This window comes from Pseudoalteromonas sp. SWXJZ10B (assembly GCF_015864475.1).
In the GTDB taxonomy this organism is placed as follows: Bacteria; Pseudomonadota; Gammaproteobacteria; order Enterobacterales; family Alteromonadaceae; genus Pseudoalteromonas; species Pseudoalteromonas arctica.
In genome coordinates this window covers 25,432-46,711 of sequence record NZ_JADYXD010000020.1, presented here as the reverse complement: position 1 = coordinate 46,711, position 21,280 = coordinate 25,432, and the positions used below count along the sequence as shown (strand labels likewise).

Here is a 21,280-nt window from a genome sequence, read left to right as displayed (position 1 = left end):
GCTTTTAAAATTATAATTTACGCGTTACTTTTCAGCACGACCCATAAATTTGTGTTCAACAGTATTAATACGGATACGGTCACCTGTTGAAATATGCTCTGGCACAGAAATATTTAAGCCAGTAGACATACGTGCAGGTTTTGAACGAGCACTCGCAGATGCACCTTTGATAGATGGGTCTGTTTCTTCAACAACAAGTTCAACACTTGACGGTAAATCAAGCCCTACTGGCGCGCCATCAATAACAATTACGTGTACGCCTTGTGTTTCTTCATTAACAAATAAAATTTCTTCGCTAATAGCATCTTTGCTTAAGTTATAAGGCGTGTAATCTTCATTATCCATGAACACATACTCGTCACCATCAATGTACGATAGCATTACTTCACGGCGTGTTAAATCAGCCAGCGTTAGCATGTCACTGTCTTTGAATGTTTCGTCAACTTTACCACCGGTTACCACATCGTATAAACGCATACGGTATAAACTACCACCAGCACGACCTTGCGGCACAGAGCGCACAATATCTTTTACAACTAAAACGCGGCCATTGAAGTCAATAGCAGTACCTTTTTTAACATCACTCGCCTTTGGCATGTGTGAATTCCTATTATTTTTTTGATTGCCAGAAACATACCACGAACTGGATTTTGTTCAACTAAAATTACGTTGGTTTTACGCTACATGTTGTATTAGCTTGTAAAATTTTAATTTATACTAAAATACATATAATCAAATGTGAAAAAAACTGCTATGGTAGCTTTACCGAGTATGACTTCAAGGAATGGATCATGGACCAGAAAAAAGTACATGAGTATTTAGTTAAAAAACCACTTGTTCAGGTTACAAAACCATTTGCGCAAGAGGTTGATGTATATAAAGTGAATCATAAAATGTTTGCGACTCTTGCTATTGGCAATGACGGTCAAACTAATGATGATGGTGAGGTTATTTGGTGGCTTAACTTAAAGTGCGATCCTGATGAAGCAATATCATTGCGTGATATTTTCCCGGCAGTGATCCCTGGTTACCATATGAATAAACGCTTATGGAACACAGTAATTTTAGACGGCACAATTCCACAAGGTGAAATTGAGAGAATGATTGATAACTCATTTAACTTAGTCGTAGAAAACATGCCAGAAAAAGACCGAAAAGCTATTTCACTTCACTTGTAAACACTTTTTGGGCTAGGCTACTAGCCCATTAAAACCCTACACCTTAAGCGTATAAATTAAATCGTCATATAACTTTTCGCCTATTGTATGCACTTTAAAAAGTGTATCGGTATGGGTTAAACCGCACTTACCAAGCACCTTTTCAGAACCAATATTGCCACGCGTTACGACTGCTTTAAACTGCCTAATACCACATTCTTTCCAAGCCCAGTCAATCACAGCTCTTAGGGATTCTGTCGCGTAGCCTTTATTAAAATACTCTGGCAATAATAAATAACCAAGCTCTGCGGTTTCTCCGTCATAGGCAAAACCTGTAACACCCACAGGTTGTTTTGTTTGATTATTAATAATGAGTAAACACAGGGGATGACGTGATTTAGCATTCCACTTAGGCAAGCGTATCTCAAAGCGGTTTCTTACCAGTGACTCCATTGGCATATCAAAACAATACTTGAGGACTTGAGGATCGCGATGAAGCGCAAGAAAAAGAGGCCAATCAGATTCTTCCATTTGGTATATGCTCAATCTTTGTGTAAATAATGTCATTAAGCTCCTCATTTATTTATAAAAACTATAAAAAAACCGCATTTAAATGCGGTTTTTTTAGATAGCAGAAACTTTATTCTTTCGTTTCAATCTCTTTGGTAACTTCAGGCTCAGTTACACTTTGCTCTTGTGACTCAGTGCTTTGTACTTCAGGAGCTACAACCTCAACATGTGTTGCGTTATAAAAAGTAGCACCAGAGCTTGCCATTGTTACCAGTGATTCACATGGTGCAAAGTTAGCATCGCTGTTAGCTAATGTAGACATATCAGAGCTTATTTTACTTGCGCCTAATTTATCCATATAGCTAAACGGGCCACCTAAAAATGGTGGAAAACCAATACCAAATATTGCACCGATATCGCCATCACGTGGGCTGGCAATAATGCCATCATCTAAACAGCGTACTGCTTCGTTAAGCATTTGCGATACACAACGCTTAGCAATTTCGCTCTTGTTTAAACGTGGAGCCGGGGTAACACCCAATAGTTCGTAAACTGACTCATCAACCTTTTTGCCTTTTTTATCGTATTCATAAAAACCACGACCAGACTTACGGCCAAGGCGTTTTGAATCAATCATACGCATAAATGCATCAGGGCCTTTAAAACGCTCGCCTAATTCTTTTTCAAGAATTGGGGCAATTTTAGAGCCAATATCAATACCTACTTCATCAAGTAGAGCCAGCGGGCCTACCGGAAAACCGAACTCAACAAGCGCTGCATCAATCTTTTCAATTGGCTCGCCTGCTAACATTAAGTTAGCAGCTTCGTTTAAGTAAGGCGCTAAAATACGGTTGACGTAAAAACCGGCCATGTCTTTTACAACAATTGGCGTTTTACCTTGCTTACGTGCAAAGTTAACAACGCGGGCAATGGTCTCTTGAGACGTACCTTCGTGTGGAATAATTTCCACTAATGGCATTTTTTCCACTGGTGAAAAGTAATGCAAGCCAATTACATTTTCAGGACGTGCTGCCTGCGCTGCAATTTGCGATATTGGTAATGATGACGTGTTACTTGCAAAAATTGTATTTGCTTGGCATTGCTGCTCTACGTCTGCAACCATACCTTGCTTAAGTGCAAGGTCTTCAAACACCGCTTCTATTACTAAATCAATGTGTTTAAAGCCACTGTAGTCAGTTGTACCTGTAATACGGTTCATCGTTAACTGCACATCAGCTTTAGACATAATACGACGCTTAAGACGCTTATCTAAAATTTTATAGGTGTAGCTCATTGCATTACTAATGCCCTGCTCTGCTACATCTTTAATACGTACCGGTACTTTAGCTTTAACAGCACTTACGTGCGCAATGCCTGCGCCCATTAGTCCACCACCTAAAACAGCAGTTTTGCTTATTGCGGGTGCGTCATCATTGCGCCACTCTTTTTTCATTTCAGTCGTTGCAAAGAAAATACCGCGAAGCGCTTTCGATTCGTCACTCATTACAAGTGTTGCAAAGCTTTCAGCTTCTGTTTTATACGCTTTTAGCTCATCAAGCTCTACACTAGCTCGCACTGCTTTAATAATAGCTAGTGGTGCTGGGTAGTGCCCGCCTGTTTTTTTAAGTACGTTTTCTTTTGCTTTTTTAAAGATAAAGTTACGACCAAACGGGTTTGACTCTAGTAATTTACTAATATTGTCGAGCTTTGGCTCTTTTGCTTGTGGCTTTTTCTTCGCGGCAAATTCTTTTGCAACTTTTAGCAGCACACTGTGCGGTACACAATCATCAAGCACGCCTGCTTTTTTAGCTTGCGTAGGGCGAATTTGTTTACCTGTTAGCATCCACTCAAGTGCTTTTTGAATACCAACAATTTTGGTTAAGCGCTGGGTGCCGCCGCCACCTGGAAGTAAACCAAGTTGTACTTCTGGTAAGCCAATTTTTGTTAAATCACTGTCGGTACCAACACGGTAATCACATGCTAAAGCAAACTCTAAACCACCACCTAATGCAGCGCCATGAATCGCACTTACTGTTGTGTATGGCAGTTTTGTCATATCAAAAAACGCTTGATGACATAGCTCGCTAATAGCTAAAGCATCTTCACGCTTTTGAACGCTATCGAGCATTTTCACATCGGCGCCAGCAATAAAGTTATCGCTTTTTCCGCTTATAAATACCATGCCTTTTACATTTTGCGACTTAGCGTCTTCTAGTAATGCTTTTAAATCATCGGCAAAACTGCTGCGCAGGGTATTCATTTTCTCACCCGGCACATCAATCGTTACCACGGCGATTTTATTTTCATCTACCGCTAAATTAAATACTGAATCTGTCATTACGCGCTCTCCAATACAAAGGCTGCACCTAAACCGCCAGCAGCACACGCTGTTGTTAATGCTAAACCGCCACCACGACGTTTAAGCTCGTGTAAGCTTTGCGTAATTAAGCGTGCACCTGTTGCTGCAAATGGGTGACCATATGCTAAAGAGCCGCCGTTAACGTTAAACTTATCCATGTTAATTTCGCCAATTGCTTTGCTGCGACCTAAATGCTCTTGTGCAAATTTGTCTGAAGCAAACATTTTCATATTGGCAAGTGTTTGCGATGCAAACGCTTCGTGCATTTCAATTAAATCTAAATCAGCAAGGGTAATACCCGCTCTATCTAGTGCAATAGGTGTTGAATGAGCTGGGCCCATTAGCATGTCTTTTTCTACACCAATTGCTGAAAATGCAAAGCTGCGTACATAACCTAGTATTTCGTAACCCAATGCTTTTGCTTTGCTTTCGCTCATCATAAGCACTGCCGCTGCACCATCTGTTAATGGTGTTGCATTTGCTGCGGTAACTGTACCGTGCTGGCGGTCAAACACCGGTTTAAGCTTAGCGTAGCCTTCAACCGTTGAGTTTTTACGAATATTATTGTCTTCTGAAATGAAGCTTTTATATGGCGGTAAATGCGCCGTCATTACTTCATCTTTTAACTTTCCATCAGCCCATGCTTGCGTTGCAAGTGAGTGAGAACGATGTGCTAATGCATCTTGATCTTCACGGCTAATATTATGTGTTTTAGCCATTTGCTCAGCAGTTTGTCCCATTGAAAGGCCTGTTGAGTACTCTGCAACCGCAGGTGGAACTGGTAATAAATCTTTTAAACGCAGTTTTGAAAATATTTTTAAGCGCTGACCAAGCGTACGCGCTTTATTTAAATCAACTAAGCTGCCTGCTAGCTTTTTACTTACACCGATTGGCAATACTGATGACGAATCTGCGCCGCCTGCAATACCTACACTTACAGATCCCGCCATAATAGACTCAGCTACATTAGCAATAGCCTGAAAGCTGGTAGCACATGCGCGCGATACAGAATATGCATCAACCGATACTGGCATACCTGTGCCCAATACAATTTCACGTGCAATATTTGGCGCTTCTGGCATTTGTACTACTTGACCAAATACAAGTTGATCAATTTCTGACTTATTGAAATTTAATCGTTCAAGCATTTCGTTAACCACCAACTTACCCATATCAAGTGCTGGTACATGGTGAAACGCTGTTGCTTGCTTTGCAAAAGGTGTACGTAAGCCGCTAACTATGGCAATACGGTCGCCCTTTGGTGTTTTTAGTATGTTTTGCTCAGACATTTATGCTCTCCCGCTGACAGGTCTGACCTGTTTGTTTTCCTCGATTCTAAACAACCCGTGTGCTAAAGCCAATAGAAAAACACAAATTTATATAAACAGTGTTTAATTACGACTATCACAATAGGCTTTTTTAGACGCATTTACAAAGTTTTGTGGTACGCTAAAAATCGTTAAAAAATAACGAACTATTTTAAAAAATACAGTCTAACTCTTGAGTTACCCAATTATAAACCTTATAAATAGGTCAGTATTTATCACCTAACACTATTAGGTACAAACCCAGCTGACGAGGACAGTCCACTTATTATGGCAGCTAACGCATTTTCACAATTAAAAACGTACTTAGATACACAAATCATTGGCCAGCCAGAGCTTACACAAGCGCTACTTATTGCTATTTTAGCTGATGGTCACTTATTAGTAGAAGGCCCTCCTGGGCTTGCAAAAACACGTGCAGTTAATGCACTTGCTAAAGGTATTGAAGGATCGTTTCAGCGCGTACAGTTTACGCCAGACTTATTACCGGCTGATGTAACAGGCACCGATATTTACCGCCAACAAACTAGCGAGTTTGTATTTGAAAAAGGTCCTCTTTTTCACAACCTAATTTTAGCTGACGAAATTAACCGTGCACCAGCCAAAGTACAATCAGCACTATTAGAAGCCATGGCAGAGCGCCAAGTGACCGTGGGTAAAAACACCTATCCGCTTAGCGAACTATTTTTAGTTATGGCAACACAAAACCCGCTAGAGCAAGAAGGGACTTACCCGTTACCAGAAGCCCAGCTGGATCGCTTTTTACTGCACCTAAGTATTGGCTACCCTGGCGCAGAGCATGAGCTTGATATACTACGTTTAACACGTGGCGAAGCGCTTAACGAGCAACAACCAGTAATGCAAAAAATTAGTCAAAGCGATTTATTTGCAGCTCGTAAAGAAATATTAGGCCTTTATCTAGCAGAGCCACTTGAGCAATATTTAGTACAACTTATTATTGCCACCCGTGAAGGCGCTAAATTAGATGCGCAACTAGGTAGCTGGATTGAGTTTGGTGCAAGTCCGCGTGCAACAATAGCACTTGATAAATGTGCTCGTGCTCATGCATGGCTTCAAGGCCGTGACTTTGTAGCACCTGATGACATTCAAGCTGTTGTGCATAACGTACTGCGTCACCGCATTATTTTAAGTTACGAAGCCCAAGCCGATGGCATTACTAAAGATCAAGTAATAAGCCGTATAGTTGAACTTGTAGCCGTACCATAAGTTATGCAAAAACAATTAGAATCCCAAGCATGGCTCAAACAGAGCCATAGCCACGGTGTTAATTTAGCACTCAAAGAGCTGATGTATTACAAAGCCAAAGCGCAATTGCTTGAACTTGCCCCTAAGGTAAAAATAAAAAATACCTTAACAGGGCAATACCTTGCACCGCACAAAGGCCGGGGAATGGAATTTGCCGAAGTCCGACATTATCAGCAAGGTGACGATATTCGCTCTATTGATTGGCGAGTTACTGCGCGTACCGGCGAAACTCACACAAAGCTCTTTCAAGAAGAAAAAGAACGCCCTGTGTTTGTGTTCACTGATTTTTCAAACTCAATGCTGTTTGGCTCAAAGTTACTGTTAAAGTCGGTGCAAGCTGCGCATATAAGCGCTCTTGTTGCATGGTCGGCATGTCAGCGCGGCGATAGAATTGGCGGTATTGTGTTTAATCAGCACTCGCATTTGGAGTTAAAGCCCAGCGCCCGTGAAAAAGCCGTGCTTAAGCTTTGTCATAATTTATGCGACAACCACCAGCAAGCACTCAACAACATTGATAAAACAGCCCCTAACAACTTTAGCGATAACCTAAAGCGCCTTAACCATTTAGCAAAACCAGGCAGCTTAGTGTATTTAGTGTCTGATTTTAATGCTCTGGATGATGCCAGCTTTAAGCAACTCGAAATATTAAGCCGCCACTGCGAGCTGATTGGTTGCCACATAAGCGATCCATTTGAGCATCAGTTACCTGCGTTTAAGCAAGCAGTCACCGTTAATGCAAATGGTCAAGACTTTGCCCTACCATTAATGGATAACAGCTTTAGAGAACGCTTTGCTAAAAATGCTGAGCAAGCATTTAGTACGCGCTTTAATCGCTTAACTAAATCGGGTCTTAATTTAATATCATTCAATGCAGCAACACCGCTTGAGCTGCAATTAGTGAGAAAATAACCATGCAAACCAATCCACTCGATGGCCTGCACGATATAATAGCGCCAAACCAAGTTAATTGGTGGCCACTCGCCCCTGCTTGGTGGGTTATTATTGCACTGCTGTTTTTAGCACTGTGCGCGGCTATTTATATATTTTACAAAAAACATAAATTTAAAAAGCCTAAACGCTACGCAATACAATTAAGCCAAAGTGAGCAAAATCCTCAGCAACTGCATATTATTTTAAAACGTTTAGTGATTGAATATTACGACAAGCGCCTTGCTGCGCAATCTACCTCTAAATGGTGCACAACACTTAATACACTCACCGGTTTGAACTTTACAGAACAAGAAATACTAAGCCTATATAATCCCAGCCAAAAAGATACAACACTGTGCGAAAAATTTCGCCAAGGTATTAAGCAATTTAAAATAAAGGAGTCAGTACATGTTTGAATTTAGCTGGCCATGGTTATTTTTATTAATACCCTTACCTTTATTACTTTTACTATTAAAACCCGCAGCAAGTAATGCCAGTACGCGTTTACGTATACCCAGTTTTGCAAAGCACAATTTAACCAGCCAAAGTATTGAGCCACTCGCACGACGTTTAAATCCTTTTGAGTGGGTAATTTGGTTATTACTTGTGACTGCCGCTGCCAATCCAACATGGTTAGATGAGCCAATCTCATTGCCAAACGAAGGCCGCGATATAATGCTAGCTGTTGACTTATCAGGCTCTATGACCGAGCAAGACATGGCTTACAATGGCCAATATGTTGACCGCCTTACCATGGTAAAAGCCGTACTCAGTGATTTTATAGAGCAGCGCCAAGGCGACAGGCTTGGGCTGATATTATTTGGCGACACCGCATTTTTACAAACCCCCCTCACGCGCGACGTTAAAACAGTAAGTAAAATGCTCAGTGAAGCGCAAATTGGTTTAGTGGGACGCGCAACAGCCATTGGTGATGCATTGGGTCTTTCGGTAAAGCGCTTTGCCAATAAAGATGAAAGTAATCGTATTGTGGTGCTATTAACCGACGGACAAAACACCGCTGGTAACCTAAACCCAGAAGATGCCTTACTGCTAGCCCGCGAAGAAGGTATTAAAGTGTACACCATTGGCGTTGGCTCAGATAATCCGCGCGGTTTTAGCCTCTTTAATATGGGTGGCTCTAGTGGCAGTAATTTAGATGAAAGCTTACTTAAAAAGATTGCCGAGCAAACTGGCGGATTATACTTTAGAGCCAAAGATGTAGCAGGCCTTCAACAAATTTACGCAGAGCTTGATAAACTTGAACCTATTAGCGCTGACGAGCAAACATTTCGCCCACAAAGCTCATTATTTTACTACCCGTTACTTATCGCTATTTTACTTATTAGCTTAAAAGTAATGCTTAGTACACTGCGTGCATTAAAGGAGCCAAACTAATGGATTTTGAATTTATTCGCCCCGCTCTTTTATGGTTACTCATACCTGCTGTGGCATTATTTTTTGTCGCCTTAATTAAGGATAAAAAAACGACTAGTGAGCAGCTAATTGCACCGCATTTAGCACAATTTATAATGAGCGAAGCAAACACTAAAGCCAGCCAACCACTTTGGTTAGTTGCTTTGTTTTGCAGCCTTGGCATTTTATTTAGTGCTGGGCCTAGCTTTGAGAAAAAACAAGTTCCTGTATTTCAAAGTAAAAGTGCCCGTGTAATTGTTATGGATATGTCGTACTCAATGTACAGCACCGATATTTTACCAAATCGTTTAATGCAATCACGCTTTAAAGCGCTTGATATGATTGAGCTATTTAAAGAAGGTGATACCGCGCTTGTAGCTTACGCAGGCACGGCCTATATAATATCGCCACTAACAAACGACGCCACAACACTCAGTAATTTAATTCCAAGCTTAAGCCCTGAAATAATGCCAGACAAAGGCTCAAACGTTTTAGCCGGTCTTGATATGGCCAAAGAGCTATTAACGCAAGCGGGTTATATTGATGGCGACATTATTTTAGTGACCGACGGTATTGACCAACAAGAACAAAGCGACGTGAGTAGCTTTACCAATAACACCCAATATAGATTAAATATATATGGTGTAGGTACCGCTCAAGGCGCACCGATAAAATTACCTGAAGGTGGTTTTTTGAAAGACAGATACGGCCAAATTGTAGTACCTACACTTAATGCCACTCAGCTTAAAAATTTAGCATCAAGCAGCGGCGGTAAATTTGCCAGTTACCAACCTAGCAATAACGACATAAATATATTTGCTCCAAGCGCGCAAAGCGAATTGTTAAAAGACGAAAAACAAAGCCATGCACTTTGGCGAATAGATGCCGGTATATACGGACTGTTACTGTTATTGCCATTTGGCTTGTATTTATTTAGACGCGCTGCCTTGCTGGGGGCTTTTTTAGCCTTTAGCTTTTTACCGCAGCAAAATGCGTATGCCGTAGAACTCCCTACTCTTTTGCAAAATGCAGATCAACGTGCATTAGAGGCTTACAATAATAAAGAATACGATGCTGCAACACAGGCTCAATCAAGTGAGTTAAAAGGCGCTGCGCTTTACCAGCAAGGTAGTTTTGATGCTGCACTTAATGAGTTTAGTAGTGATAAGTCGGCTACCGGTTTATACAACTACGGTAATGCCCTTGCCAAAGCTGGCAAGCTTGAGGACGCCATTGAAGCCTACAAACAAGCCCAAACCTTACAAGACGACTTTACACAAGCAGCTGACAACCAAGCTTTAGTTGAACAATTACTAAATCAACAAGAGCAACAAAACCAGCAAGATAAGCAAAGCGACGGCGACGACTCTCAAGACCAAGATGATAGTCAGAAAAAAGATGAGCAAAACCAAGGGCAAAATTCTGATGAGTCAAAACAGGATCAACAGCAAAATGGTGATAAAAGCGATTCTGAAAAAGGCGAAAACGAAAGTCAAAGCTCAAGCGATGAAAAATCAGATAAAGAATCAGATAAAGAATCAGATAAAGAGTCTGAACAATCAAAAGATCAACAAGGTGAGCCTGGCGAGCAATCAGACAAGCAAAATGAACCAGATATGCAAGCTCAGCCACAAAGTGAGCAAGGGCAAAATAAAGACGCTGACCAGCCTAAAGAAGACGAGCAGCAACAAAGTAAGCCACAAGCAATAAATGAGCAACCAGCCACTGATGAGCAAAAACAAAATGCTCAGCAACAAGCTATGCAAGCCCAAGCAAGTGAACTCACTAATGAAGAAAAAGAAAAAGCCCAACAGCTTAATCAATTACTCAGAAAAGTTCCGGACGATCCGGCTATTTTATTACGGAATAAAATGCAATTAGAAGCCCAAAAAAGACAATATAAACGTCGCCCTACAGGAGTCGAAAAATCATGGTAATGCGATTATTTTGCTGTTTATTGCTATTAAGTGCGATGCCTTCGTGGGCTGCCACCAAGTTAGAAGCCAGCGTAGATAAAAACCCTGTTTTAGCGGGTGAGTTTTTTATGCTTAATATATCCGTAGACGATACAGTTAAAGGCGAGCAACCAGACACCTCATCGCTGTTAAAAGACTTTGTGGTAGGCCCAACAAGCTTAAGTTCTCGTACCAACATTATTAATGGCAGCATTAATAAACAAACCACGTGGTCAGTTAAATTAATGACCCGTGCAGAGGGTGATTACACTATTCCGGCATTTAGCGTTGCAGGGTTAACCTCACAGCCTATTAAATTAAAAGTGGCAAAACGCTCAGTTGATGCAGATAAAAATAACGAAATATTTTTAAAAACGTCGCTCTCGAGTAATTCATTGTTTGTCCAAGAAGCCGGTGTTTACACTATTAAGCTTTACCTTGCGAAAGAGCTGCTTGATGGCAGCTTAAGCACACCAAGTATGGAAGATGCTCAGCTAACCCAATTGGGTAAGCAAACTGAAAGCTATGAGCTTGTTGATGGTAAACGCTACCTTGTTATTACTCGCGAGTATTTGATTCAGCCACAAAAAAGTGGTGCGTACACTATTGCAGGCCCCGCTTTTCAAGGGCGAGTACAACAAAATTATCGTCAATTAGAAGTATCAGCTCTTGGCGACGATCAGCAAATAGAAATTAAACCAATTCCGAGTGATTATAAAGGTGCATGGTTACCAAGCGAGCTGGTTAGTCTTGATGAAGAATGGCAACCTAACGACAACACCGTAGAAGTAGGTACGCCTATAACACGTACTATTACACTTACTGCGCTTGGAGTTACAAAAGAGCAATTACCTGAAATCTCTATGCCTACCATTGATGGCATACGCAGCTACCCTGATAAAAAAGAAAATAACAATGCAGTACGTGACGGACGAGTTGTATCGCAGCAAACCGCATCGTATGCATTACTGCCGCAAAAACCAGGTACTTATACCCTACCTGAAATAAAACTGCCTTGGTTTAACACTAAAATGAATCGTATTAGCGTAGCTACATTACCAAAGCGCACTATAACGGTAACGCCTAGTAGCACTGCGGCTAATACAGCTGTGGCAAATCCGCAGCCAAATATAAATAATTCATCTGCTATTGAAAATATATCGAATGAAGATCTAGGCACACAAAACATTGAAATTAAAAGAGATACTCCTCTTTGGTTAATTGTAGTTGCCGTTTTAGGATATATTTTATGGATTGGTACTGTAATTTTTTATCTAGTTACCCGTTCTTCTAAAAATACGACTGAAAAAGTACAGATTAATAGTGGGCGTATTGTTCAGCCAAACTTGAATGAGCTTAAAGCTTTAGCTAAAACACACGATGTGAAAGCTTTTTACACCGCATTAAATAGTTTTTCTGTAAAGGTGACTCACAAAAATGTTGGCGCTATTGATGAGCTTTGCTATCGCGTAAAGAGCAGCGAGCTTAATGGCCTCATTAGCCAATTGCAGGCACAACTTTATAGTAATAAAGGCGCAAACACGGATCTTAATGCTATTATTAAAATTCTTGAGAACTATCAAACTCAAGCATCAAAGTCGCAACAAGCTGTATTAAAAGACCTTTATGATTAATAACGACTATAAACAGGTCTTTTTTTGCAAAAAATAATAATTTTTAATTAAAAAAGTGCTTATGCTTGGAAAGAAAAAATCAAACAATCAGGTCTTAATCGATATGGCAGAGAAACAAAAGCGTTATGAAGCCTTGGTCCACGTTTACAATAAAGAGCTTTATCGCTTTGCTTATTGGTTATGCCGTGATCCGCACATAGCAGATGATTTAGTACAAGAAACGTTTTTACGCGCGTGGCGTTCTCTCGACTCTTTACTTGATCAAAAGGCAGCTAAACCTTGGCTGCTTACTATATTACGAAGAGAAAATGCGCGCCGATTTGAACGTAAACAGTTTGATTACAGCGACGTAGAAAACGATACGCTTGTTGATGAAACCAGCCATTCATTAGATGATGAAATGGAGCAAACGGTTATCCAACGCCAGATTGCCCTGCTATCTGATGAATACCGAGAGCCATTATTACTACAAGTTGTAATGGGCTGCTCTGGCGAAGAGATCGCAGGCATACTTAATTTAAATAAAAACACGGTAATGACTCGTTTATACCGTGCCCGAAATCAACTTAAAGAGGCTTTAAGCCGTGATGATGAACAACTTAAAGGGGCATCAAAATAATGGATGAACTTGAGTTTCGTCGCCGCACTATTGCGCAGCCAAACGACATTGACAAGGAGCTCATGGAGTTTGCTAACAATAACCCAGAGCGACAAAGTTTTATTAACGATATGAAAGATTTTGATAAATTTATTCAAGACTCTTTAGATATACCTGTGCCTGAAAACCTTGCAGACCGCATTCTTTTAAACACATCGTTAAAAGAAAAAGCACTACAAGAAGAGCAAGCAACAGGAAAAAATGTAGTTGATGCCCGCTCGCGTTTTAAGCTTGACCGCGTGCATCTTGCATTAGCTGCATCTTTTGTAGTGGCTATTAGTGCCTTCTTTTTTAGTACAGAGCAAAATATTGCACACGAAGCGGGTGAGCATGCGCTTGCCCATGTGTACTACGAAATTAGTGCGCTTGATAAAAAAGAGCCCATTAGCCTACAAAGCGTTAACGACAAGCTTGCAGTATTAGGTGGTCATCTTGATGAGCTTCCTGGTGATGTAACTTACGCTATGTTTTGTGATTTTAAAGGCGAAAAAGGGCTACATTTGATATTTGAGTCTGACTTTGGTCCTATGACGGTATTTATAGTGCCTTCTGAAAATAAATCATTTGGTTTTGGCGATGATAATTTCAAAGACGAGCGCTTTGAAGGTCATATTAACCGAGGCTCACAAGCAGATACTATTTTAGTGGCAAGTGTTGGAGCACCTCTAAATACTTATAACGAACGCGTTACTGGCGCTATTCGTTGGCTTTAAAATAAACAAATTTACCGCTTAGTTCCTACTAAGCGGTTTTTTGATTATATACCCACCAATAAACCTTTTCTTTTATACTCAAAACCTCTGATTTTTAAAGTAATTAATTAAATTCCTTAAGAAAGTAAATTATAATCGCGGCTCGATTTTAATTAGGGAATTTCATGAAGAACATCATCGTTATTTTTTCATTATTGGCATTATTATGTACTGCCAGTTTTGATGCACACGCACGTAAAAAGTTTGGCAGTAGCAAACGTGGACAAACTCCTGCAACACAACAAACAGCACAAAAACAAAAAGCAGATACAACAACCCCAACAGCAGCGCCTAAAGCCACATCAAATAAAAAAGGCATTATGGCAGGCGTGTTGGGTGGTCTTTTAGCGGGTGGCTTAATTGCAGCAATGTTAGGCGACGATTTTGAAGGTTTTCAGCTATTAGAAATGATTTTATTAGCTGGCGGACTATTTATTTTATTTAAGCTAGTAACAGGCTTTTTACGTACTAATCGTGCCCCACAACTTGCAAATGCCAGTGCAGGTACAAGTGCTCAGCAAAATGCTTTTAAACAAGCACCTATCGAGCAACCAACAAGTACAGGCTTTGCTAACAGCGCCCCACAAGATGAAAGTGTCCCTTTTAATTTACCACCTAACTTTGACGTTAATGGCTTTTTGCAAGGTGCCCGTAGTCATTACCATACACTACAAACTGCATGGAATAATGCTGATTACACCACAATGGCTGAATACTTAAGCCCTGCACTTGTTGCCGAATTTAAAGCTGAGCGTGAAGCTATACAGAGTGTAGACACTGAAGTAATGTTTATTGATGCCGAACTTGTGCGTGCAGATACAAATGCGCAATCGTGGCAGGTTAGTGTTCGCTTTAAAGGTAAGTACCGTGATTTAGGCGATAAAAAAGAACAGCCTATTTTAGAAACTTGGCACTTAGAGCGTCTAATTTCAGACGATGCTCCATGGCTAATAGTGGGTGTTGAAGATTTAATTGATACTCAATAAGCTTTTATTATTTTAAACACCGCGCTTTTTAGCGCGGTGTTTTTTTATTTAAAAAACAATTGATTTACCGCGCCCTGATGCTTCAGAAGCAGCATCTAATTGCCCATTTTTATTAATAATAACGTGTAAGTCACCAAAGTGTCTCTCGTCTATGGTGTAACCCATTTTTGTAAGCTCTGCTTTTACGCTATCGGTTAAACCAATGTGCGTTCTAATTATATTTTTAGGCCACAATTGATGATGAAAACGAGGACTATTTACAACCTGCTCTGCACTCATATCAAACTCTATCGCATTTAAGATAGATTCGTACACAGAGCTAATAATGGTTGTGCCACCAGGCGAACCTGTCACCATTTTAACGGTGTTGTCTTTAAGTAGTATTGTAGGCGTCATAGAACTCAACATACGCTTGTGTGGCTGTATTTCATTAGCTTTACCGCCTATTGCACCAAACACATTCATAACGCCTGGTTTGGCGCTAAAGTCGTCCATTTCATCATTTAAAATAAACCCTGCACCTTCAACAACTACACCGCTACCAAACCCTAAGTTTATTGTGGTGGTATTTGCTACAGCGTTACCCATTTTATCAACGATTGAAAAGTGCGTAGTTTGCTCACTTTCTTTAAGGCCCGGTTTAATATTTTCGGTAGTCGAGATAGCGGTTAACGAAATGCCATTACTGCGCTCTTTGAGGTAGTTAATATTAGTTAACGCGTTTACTGGTACATCAAAAAAATCAGGATCGCCTAAATACTCTGCTCTATCTGCAAATACACGTTTACCTATTTCAGAAAGTAAGTGCACATACTGAGTCGAGTTATGCGCTAAGCCTGCATTTGGTTTTTGTAACTCATACATTTTGAGCCACTGTAAAATAGCAATACCACCTGAACTTGGCGGTGGCGAAGTAAGTACTTCATAACCATTCCAACTAGCTTTAATAGGCGCACGTGATTTAGCGGTATAATTTTTTAAATCATCTTGATTAATAATACCACCATGCTGGTGCATAAATTTAGCAATAATATTTGCAGTCTCGCCTTTATAAAATCCATCTTGGCCGTTATCACGAATACGCTTTAGCGTTGCCGCTAGCTCGGGTTGCTTAAAGACTTTATTGGCTTTTACATCAGCAAAATATTTTTCAAAGTTTACATTTATTTTTTGCTCTTTTAGATGGGCTATATAATGGCTAACACCTTTTGCTAACTTAGGCGGAACTACAAACCCTTGCTCAGCCAACGTTACAGCAGGCTGTACTAGTGTTTCCCACTTTAAAGTGCCATGCTTTTGATGAGCAAGCCACATACCCGCTACACTGCCAGGTACACCGCTTGCGTGAATGCCATATATTGATTTGTTTGCAATAACATTACCTTGCTCATCTAAATACATATCACGATGAGCCGCTGTTGGTGCTGTCTCGCGATAATCTATAAAATCGCCTTTACCATCTTTTTGAATAAGCATAAATCCCCCGCCGCCAATATTTCCGGCTTCAGGAAGCGTCACTGCAAGTACAAATTGTGCCGTAATAGCCGCATCAACAGCATTACCGCCTTGCTCTAATATACTTTTAGCAGCATCGGAACTGAACGAGTCTGGCATTGCGACCGCGCTTTGCGCTAAAGGCTGCGCCAAAACACTAAAAGTAGTGAACTGTAAAACCAGTACACTTTTGACGATTAATTTACGTGGTGAAAAAAACAATCCCATACAACATCCTTAATTAATTATTTTTGTTGCCCATATTAATGCACGTCACTTAAGGACAGGTCAATCTTTATACTGTTGATATTTAATCATCTTCAAACGTTTTTTGAATAAAGCACCGCAGGTAAGTCGCCTTGCTCATCTGTATGTGTATAATTTTTTATAAATTGCAGACCTAGCTTTTTCATTATATTTATAGAGGCCGTATTATCTTTTAGTGCCGTTGCACTTATCGCCTTAACGCCATCTTGCTTAATGAGTTCATCACATAATGCTAAAGCCGCTTCGGTTGCATAACCATGCCCCCAACTCGCTTTTTTAAAGCGCCAACCTATTTCAATATCGCTGTAATTTGGTGCATCACTAAAGAAATCCATAGGTCTTATTAATACCCAGCCAATAAATGTACTGGTTTGCTTTAGAGTGATACTCCACAGCCCCCAGCCTTTTAGCTCATTTCTATATGCGAGCATACGAGGCACTCCCTCATTTTTTATTTGTTCTAAAGAGGTAGGTACACCTCGCGTTAAATACTGCATTACGGCGGGGTTTTGGTCGAGTTCAAATAATTGAGGCCAATCGTGCTCACTCATTAATTTAAAATTTAATCGTTTTGTTACGGGGGCGTTCATTTTCATTGTTGTATAGTCTGCCTCGAATTAATTATCAGTCTCTAAAGGAGATAGCACATGAATAAATTAGCAGGTTTAGCTTTATTAGGCACTTTAATTACATTAACTGGTTGTGAAGATGCCAACGAAGTAAAAGAAGATGCAAAAGATAAAAGCGCACAAATGCAAGAAAAGCTTGGTGATGCATGGAACGACGTTAAAGAGACAACTAACGATCTTAAAAATGATGAGTCTTTAAACGAGCTATTAGAGCAAAGTAAAACAATGGGCTTAGACATGTACGACGACGGCAAAGAGATTGCGGTTGATGCATGGATTAAAAGCAAAGAAGCTGCTGGCGAGTTAACTGAAAAAACTAAGCAGAAAGCGCAAGAAATTGCTGACGAAATTGAGCAAGCGCGTAAAGAACATAACGAAGGTTAATTTAACTTTCGATAATAAAAAAGGAAAGCCTCGGCTTTCCTTTTTTGTTTTAAGCTATTTAGCCCTGATATGTGTTTACATATTTAGGGCTTATAAGCTCAAATTAACCTTTGTACTTACTCATAACTAAAGTCGCGTTTGTGCCACCAAAGCCAAAGCTATTAGACATTACAGTATTTAACTCAACATCACGACGCTCAGTAATAATATCCAAACCTGCCGCTTGCTCATCTAGCTCATCAATATTAATTGAAGGCGCTACAAAGCTATGCTCTAGCATTAATAATGAGAAAATAGCTTCGTGAACACCCGCAGCACCTAGGGCATGACCTGTCATTGCTTTAGTTGCGCTGATCATTGGTGACTTACCACCAAACACTTCTTGAATCGCACCAAGCTCTTTAACGTCGCCTACTGGTGTAGATGTACCATGTGTGTTTAAGTAATCAATGCTATCTACATCTTGCATAGCTTGGCGCATACAACGTGCAGCACCTTCGCCAGATGGAGCAACCATGTCGTAGCCATCTGATGTTGCACCGTAGCCAACAATTTCAGCGTAAATGTGCGCGCCACGTGCAAGTGCATGTTCAAGTTCTTCAACTACAACAATACCGCCGCCGCCAGATATAACAAAACCATCGCGATTTGCATCGTATGTACGAGACGCTTTTTCTGGTGTTTCGTTGTACTTAGTAGAAAGTGCGCCCATAGCGTCAAATTCCATTGCCAATGTCCAGTGTAGTTCTTCACCGCCACCAGCAAATACAACATCTTGCTTACCTAATTGAATTTGTTCTACTGCATTACCAATACAATGCGCAGATGTTGCACATGCAGAGCTAATTGAGTAGTTAACACCTTTAATTTTAAAGGGTGTTGCTAAACAAGCAGATGTAGTGCTCGCCATAGTACGTGGAACCATATAAGGCCCTACACGTTTTACGCCTTTTTCACGTAAAATATCAGCAGCTTCTACCTGCCATTTAGACGAACCACCGCCAGAGCCAACAATAATACCCGTGCGCTCATTTGATACTTGGTCGTCAGTCAAACCTGAGTCTTCAATTGCTTGAGTCATCGAAATATAAGAATATGCAGCAGCATCGCCCATAAAGCGCATTGCTTTGCGGTCAACATGTGCTTTAACGTCAATATCAATTTTACCCGATACGTTACTACGTAACTTATAATCGGCAAATTCTTGGTTAAAAGCGATGCCGCTTTTGCCCGTTTTTAACGATTCTAATACTTCTTCTTTGTTGTTACCAATGCTTGATACAACACCGATACCTGTAATTACAGCTCTTCTCATGGGTAATTCCCTTAGCTTAATACTTAATTGCATTCTATTTTACGCGAATTTAATCACCTAAGTGGTCAGCTTTCTAGCGTACACTTGTACTCTGAACTGCTAGCTTATAAATAACGCCAGACTATTACAAAGAAAACCCGTAAAATAATTAAAAATATATCTATAAATTTAAAAAATTATGATTAAGAACGCACATAGTCACATTAACAATTTAGGTACACCTTTGACTAATGACTCCGGTGATATTTATTTTTCTAATGACGATGGCTTAGCTCAATCGCATTATGTGTACTATGAGCAAAATAATATAGATGTACGATTACAAAATCATGACCAATCACATTTTGTTATTGCCGAAACCGGTTTTGGCACCGGTTTAAACTTTTTAAATACGTGGCAACGCTTTAAAGACCACCTTGAGCGGATGCAAGTTCAAAATGAATGTGAAAAAAGCGTAAAACGCCTACACTATATTTCGTTTGAAAAGAATCCCTTAACATTAACAGACTTAAAACAAGCATTAACCGCTTGGCCTACCTTAAGTTATTTTAGTGAGCAATTAACAGTAAACTACCCAATTAATTTAGAAGGATGCCACCGGCTCGAATTTAATAATGGCAGTGTTGTTCTCGATTTATACTTTGGTGATGCGCTTGAATCAATACAAGCAATGAGCTGTCCGCAAACAGGAATTGTTGATGCTTGGTGTTTAAATGGGCCTGAGCCAAGTAAAAATCCTGATATGTGGCAGCAAAGTTTATTTAACTCCATGGCTGATATAACAAGAGCTAATGCAACCTTATCGACTTTTACTGCCGCTGACTTTGTTCAACGAGGATTAATAGAGGCTGGCTTTAGTACTAAAAAAGCCAAAAATTTTAATCAAAAAGAAGATATGCTTACTGGCCAACTTAAACATGTTAATAACGCTCAATCAACCCCCGCTTATTTTAATCAAGATAGCAGTACTTTAAAAAATGTAGCGGTCATTGGCGGTGGTATTGCCAGTAGCTGTATTTTATACAGCTTGGCTAAACGAGGCATAACCAGCCAATTATTCTGCCAAGATGAAAAGCCTGCAATGGGGGCATCGCACAATGTGCAAGGCGCTATTTACCCTCACCTACAAGCTAAAAACTCGCCGCACAGTGAATTGTTTGCACATAGCTTTTTATACGCAAAACGCCTATATAACAACTTACTTAGCAGTGGTTTTAATTTTGATTACGATTGGTGCGGCGTATTACAACACGCAGTGAAAAAACCTCTCGCTGATAAGCACGAAAACTTAGCACAAAAGCAACTGTGGCCAACCCAGCTAATGCGTAACGTAACCGCAGAGCAAGGCGATGAAATAGCCGGCGTAACGACAGGTTATTCAGGCGTGTTTTTTGAACAAGGCGGCTGGGTTAACCCGCCGCAATTAGTAAACGCTATGCTAAGCGCTGCAAATAGCATAAACCCATTTAAAAGCCTATTTAACTGCAATATAAAGCAGCTTAAAAAAACTGATAGCGGTTGGTTTTTATTAACGAATGATGAGCAGCTAGGCCCTTTTAGCGATATAATTATTTGTGCAGGTGAGCACAGCGATGCATTTGAGCAAACAAAAGCGCTACCTATAGTGGGCGTACGCGGTCAGGTTTCACATATTGAGGCAAGTGAGCAATCACGCAAACTTAAAACAGTGCTATGCCATAAAGGGTATTTTACGCCGGCTTATTTAGATCATCACTGCATGGGTGCCACATTTGAAAAAAACACTAAAAGCCGCCAAGTTACAGCGCTCGACAACCAATTAAACCAAGAGCAACTACTTAGCTTTTACCAACAAAGTGAATTTGCCTCTACCCTTGGCAATATAACCTCGGCAAAAGCGGCTGTTCGCTGCACATTTATAGATCACCTACCAATGGCAGGGCAATGGTGCGAGCAAAGTGATTACATAATGGCCTTTGCTAATCTACGTTTAGGTAAACGCTACCAATATGAGCAACTTAATAAACCACAACAAGGATTACACATCTTTACCGGTTTTGGTGCACGCGCTTTATGCAGCGCACCGCTAAGTGCTGATCATCTCGTAAGTTGTTTAAATAACGAGCCCCGCCCATTAAGCGAACGTGTAAGCCAAGCGATTCACCCTGCTCGGTTTATAGTGCGAGACTTAATTCGTAATAAAATTTAAATGACATTGGTGCTTATTGAGGTAAAATAAGTACCAATAAAAGGAATTTATTACTCAA

Annotated in this window: 19 protein-coding genes; 12 read left to right on the top strand and 7 right to left on the bottom strand. The window is 40.3% G+C overall.

Annotation, left to right across the window (positions count from 1 at the left end; genetic code table 11):
• Positions 1-24: 24 nt before the first annotated feature.
• Positions 25-597, bottom strand: coding sequence for an elongation factor P-like protein EfpL (efpL, locus tag I6F54_RS15825; protein WP_007580599.1), 573 nt, complete (start codon positions 595-597; stop codon positions 25-27).
• A gap of 194 nt (positions 598-791) precedes the next feature.
• On the opposite strand from efpL, the gene I6F54_RS15820 reads away from it, so the two are divergent.
• Positions 792-1,178 carry an MmcQ/YjbR family DNA-binding protein gene (locus I6F54_RS15820; protein ID WP_007580596.1) on the top strand — a complete coding sequence of 129 codons (387 nt, stop codon included), beginning with the start codon at positions 792-794 and terminating at the stop codon, positions 1,176-1,178.
• Positions 1,179-1,214: 36 nt separating this feature from the next.
• Here I6F54_RS15820 and I6F54_RS15815 read toward each other — a convergent pair whose 3' ends face one another.
• The 3 genes from I6F54_RS15815 to fadI all read right to left on the bottom strand — a co-directional run bounded on the left by I6F54_RS15815 (position 1,215) and on the right by fadI (position 5,315).
• Positions 1,215-1,724, bottom strand: coding sequence for a GNAT family N-acetyltransferase (locus tag I6F54_RS15815; protein ID WP_007580595.1), 510 nt, complete (start codon positions 1,722-1,724; stop codon positions 1,215-1,217).
• A 73-nt stretch (positions 1,725-1,797) separates the two neighbouring features.
• Positions 1,798-4,005 (bottom strand): fatty acid oxidation complex subunit alpha FadJ, encoded by a 2,208-nt coding sequence (fadJ, locus tag I6F54_RS15810; protein WP_165729177.1) that lies wholly within the window; start codon positions 4,003-4,005, stop codon positions 1,798-1,800.
• Entirely contained in the window at positions 4,005-5,315 is a 1,311-nt protein-coding gene (gene fadI, locus I6F54_RS15805; protein ID WP_004335629.1) for an acetyl-CoA C-acyltransferase FadI, read from the bottom strand. The genes fadJ and fadI overlap by 1 nt, the downstream gene beginning before the upstream one ends.
• Before the next feature lie 306 nt (positions 5,316-5,621).
• Between fadI and I6F54_RS15800 the strand changes: the two genes are divergently transcribed.
• The 9 genes from I6F54_RS15800 (at position 5,622) to I6F54_RS15760 (ending at position 14,945) form a co-directional block, all read left to right on the top strand.
• Positions 5,622-6,578: an AAA family ATPase gene (locus tag I6F54_RS15800; protein ID WP_004335627.1), complete on the top strand. Its 957-nt coding sequence runs from the start codon at positions 5,622-5,624 to the stop codon at positions 6,576-6,578.
• Positions 6,579-6,581: 3 nt separating this feature from the next.
• Positions 6,582-7,526 (top strand): DUF58 domain-containing protein, encoded by a 945-nt coding sequence (locus I6F54_RS15795; protein ID WP_010554656.1) that lies wholly within the window; start codon positions 6,582-6,584, stop codon positions 7,524-7,526.
• 2 nt (positions 7,527-7,528) lie between these two features.
• Positions 7,529-7,963: a DUF4381 domain-containing protein gene (locus I6F54_RS15790; RefSeq protein ID WP_165729176.1), complete on the top strand. Its 435-nt coding sequence runs from the start codon at positions 7,529-7,531 to the stop codon at positions 7,961-7,963.
• Positions 7,956-8,942: a vWA domain-containing protein gene (locus I6F54_RS15785; protein ID WP_165729175.1), complete on the top strand. Its 987-nt coding sequence runs from the start codon at positions 7,956-7,958 to the stop codon at positions 8,940-8,942. Before I6F54_RS15790 ends, I6F54_RS15785 begins: the two co-directional genes overlap by 8 nt.
• Positions 8,942-10,897 (top strand): VWA domain-containing protein, encoded by a 1,956-nt coding sequence (locus tag I6F54_RS15780; protein WP_197142241.1) that lies wholly within the window; start codon positions 8,942-8,944, stop codon positions 10,895-10,897. Before I6F54_RS15785 ends, I6F54_RS15780 begins: the two co-directional genes overlap by 1 nt.
• Positions 10,891-12,549: a BatD family protein gene (locus I6F54_RS15775; RefSeq protein ID WP_165741875.1), complete on the top strand. Its 1,659-nt coding sequence runs from the start codon at positions 10,891-10,893 to the stop codon at positions 12,547-12,549. The genes I6F54_RS15780 and I6F54_RS15775 overlap by 7 nt, the downstream gene beginning before the upstream one ends.
• 61 nt (positions 12,550-12,610) lie before the next feature.
• Positions 12,611-13,168: a sigma-70 family RNA polymerase sigma factor gene (locus I6F54_RS15770; RefSeq protein ID WP_032827217.1), complete on the top strand. Its 558-nt coding sequence runs from the start codon at positions 12,611-12,613 to the stop codon at positions 13,166-13,168.
• Positions 13,168-13,920, top strand: a complete 753-nt coding sequence (locus I6F54_RS15765; protein ID WP_007582005.1) for a DUF3379 family protein — start codon at positions 13,168-13,170, stop codon at positions 13,918-13,920. The genes I6F54_RS15770 and I6F54_RS15765 overlap by 1 nt, the downstream gene beginning before the upstream one ends.
• A 164-nt stretch (positions 13,921-14,084) precedes the next feature.
• Positions 14,085-14,945: a Tim44 domain-containing protein gene (locus I6F54_RS15760; protein WP_197142239.1), complete on the top strand. Its 861-nt coding sequence runs from the start codon at positions 14,085-14,087 to the stop codon at positions 14,943-14,945.
• 48 nt (positions 14,946-14,993) lie between these two features.
• Here the strand turns inward: I6F54_RS15760 and ggt are convergent, their stop codons facing one another.
• On the bottom strand, positions 14,994-16,667 hold the full coding sequence (ggt, locus tag I6F54_RS15755; protein WP_197142237.1) for a gamma-glutamyltransferase: 1,674 nt from the start codon (positions 16,665-16,667) through the stop codon (positions 14,994-14,996).
• Positions 16,668-16,759: 92 nt separating this feature from the next.
• Positions 16,760-17,302, bottom strand: a complete 543-nt coding sequence (locus I6F54_RS15750; RefSeq protein ID WP_197142235.1) for a GNAT family N-acetyltransferase — start codon at positions 17,300-17,302, stop codon at positions 16,760-16,762.
• Positions 17,303-17,353: 51 nt separating this feature from the next.
• Here I6F54_RS15750 and I6F54_RS15745 point away from each other — a divergent pair, with 51 nt between their 5' ends.
• On the top strand, positions 17,354-17,719 hold the full coding sequence (locus I6F54_RS15745; protein ID WP_008169794.1) for a hypothetical protein: 366 nt from the start codon (positions 17,354-17,356) through the stop codon (positions 17,717-17,719).
• Between the two features lie 103 nt (positions 17,720-17,822).
• On the opposite strand, the gene fabB is transcribed toward I6F54_RS15745, so the two are convergent.
• Positions 17,823-19,034, bottom strand: a complete 1,212-nt coding sequence (gene fabB / locus I6F54_RS15740; protein ID WP_166419201.1) for a beta-ketoacyl-ACP synthase I — start codon at positions 19,032-19,034, stop codon at positions 17,823-17,825.
• Positions 19,035-19,212: 178 nt separating this feature from the next.
• Between fabB and mnmC the strand changes: the two genes are divergently transcribed.
• A complete protein-coding gene (gene mnmC / locus I6F54_RS15735) occupies positions 19,213-21,222 on the top strand; it encodes a bifunctional tRNA (5-methylaminomethyl-2-thiouridine)(34)-methyltransferase MnmD/FAD-dependent 5-carboxymethylaminomethyl-2-thiouridine(34) oxidoreductase MnmC (protein WP_197142232.1) in 2,010 nt (669 codons plus the stop codon).
• Positions 21,223-21,280 lie beyond the last annotated feature (58 nt).

Excerpts from the sequence above, each read along its gene's own strand:
- efpL (WP_007580599.1), bottom strand. The coding sequence starts at position 597 with ATGCCAAAGGCGAGTGATGTTAAAAAAGGTACTGCTATTGACTTCAAT.
- I6F54_RS15820 (WP_007580596.1), top strand. The coding sequence starts at position 792 with ATGGACCAGAAAAAAGTACATGAGTATTTAGTTAAAAAACCACTTGTT.
- I6F54_RS15815 (WP_007580595.1), bottom strand. The coding sequence starts at position 1,724 with ATGACATTATTTACACAAAGATTGAGCATATACCAAATGGAAGAATCT.
- fadJ (WP_165729177.1), bottom strand. The coding sequence starts at position 4,005 with ATGACAGATTCAGTATTTAATTTAGCGGTAGATGAAAATAAAATCGCC.
- fadI (WP_004335629.1), bottom strand. The coding sequence starts at position 5,315 with ATGTCTGAGCAAAACATACTAAAAACACCAAAGGGCGACCGTATTGCC.
- I6F54_RS15800 (WP_004335627.1), top strand. The coding sequence starts at position 5,622 with ATGGCAGCTAACGCATTTTCACAATTAAAAACGTACTTAGATACACAA.
- I6F54_RS15795 (WP_010554656.1), top strand. The coding sequence starts at position 6,582 with ATGCAAAAACAATTAGAATCCCAAGCATGGCTCAAACAGAGCCATAGC.
- I6F54_RS15790 (WP_165729176.1), top strand. The coding sequence starts at position 7,529 with ATGCAAACCAATCCACTCGATGGCCTGCACGATATAATAGCGCCAAAC.
- I6F54_RS15785 (WP_165729175.1), top strand. The coding sequence starts at position 7,956 with ATGTTTGAATTTAGCTGGCCATGGTTATTTTTATTAATACCCTTACCT.
- I6F54_RS15780 (WP_197142241.1), top strand. The coding sequence starts at position 8,942 with ATGGATTTTGAATTTATTCGCCCCGCTCTTTTATGGTTACTCATACCT.
- I6F54_RS15775 (WP_165741875.1), top strand. The coding sequence starts at position 10,891 with ATGGTAATGCGATTATTTTGCTGTTTATTGCTATTAAGTGCGATGCCT.
- I6F54_RS15770 (WP_032827217.1), top strand. The coding sequence starts at position 12,611 with ATGCTTGGAAAGAAAAAATCAAACAATCAGGTCTTAATCGATATGGCA.
- I6F54_RS15765 (WP_007582005.1), top strand. The coding sequence starts at position 13,168 with ATGGATGAACTTGAGTTTCGTCGCCGCACTATTGCGCAGCCAAACGAC.
- I6F54_RS15760 (WP_197142239.1), top strand. The coding sequence starts at position 14,085 with ATGAAGAACATCATCGTTATTTTTTCATTATTGGCATTATTATGTACT.
- ggt (WP_197142237.1), bottom strand. The coding sequence starts at position 16,667 with ATGGGATTGTTTTTTTCACCACGTAAATTAATCGTCAAAAGTGTACTG.
- I6F54_RS15750 (WP_197142235.1), bottom strand. The coding sequence starts at position 17,302 with ATGAAAATGAACGCCCCCGTAACAAAACGATTAAATTTTAAATTAATG.
- I6F54_RS15745 (WP_008169794.1), top strand. The coding sequence starts at position 17,354 with ATGAATAAATTAGCAGGTTTAGCTTTATTAGGCACTTTAATTACATTA.
- fabB (WP_166419201.1), bottom strand. The coding sequence starts at position 19,034 with ATGAGAAGAGCTGTAATTACAGGTATCGGTGTTGTATCAAGCATTGGT.
- mnmC (WP_197142232.1), top strand. The coding sequence starts at position 19,213 with ATGATTAAGAACGCACATAGTCACATTAACAATTTAGGTACACCTTTG.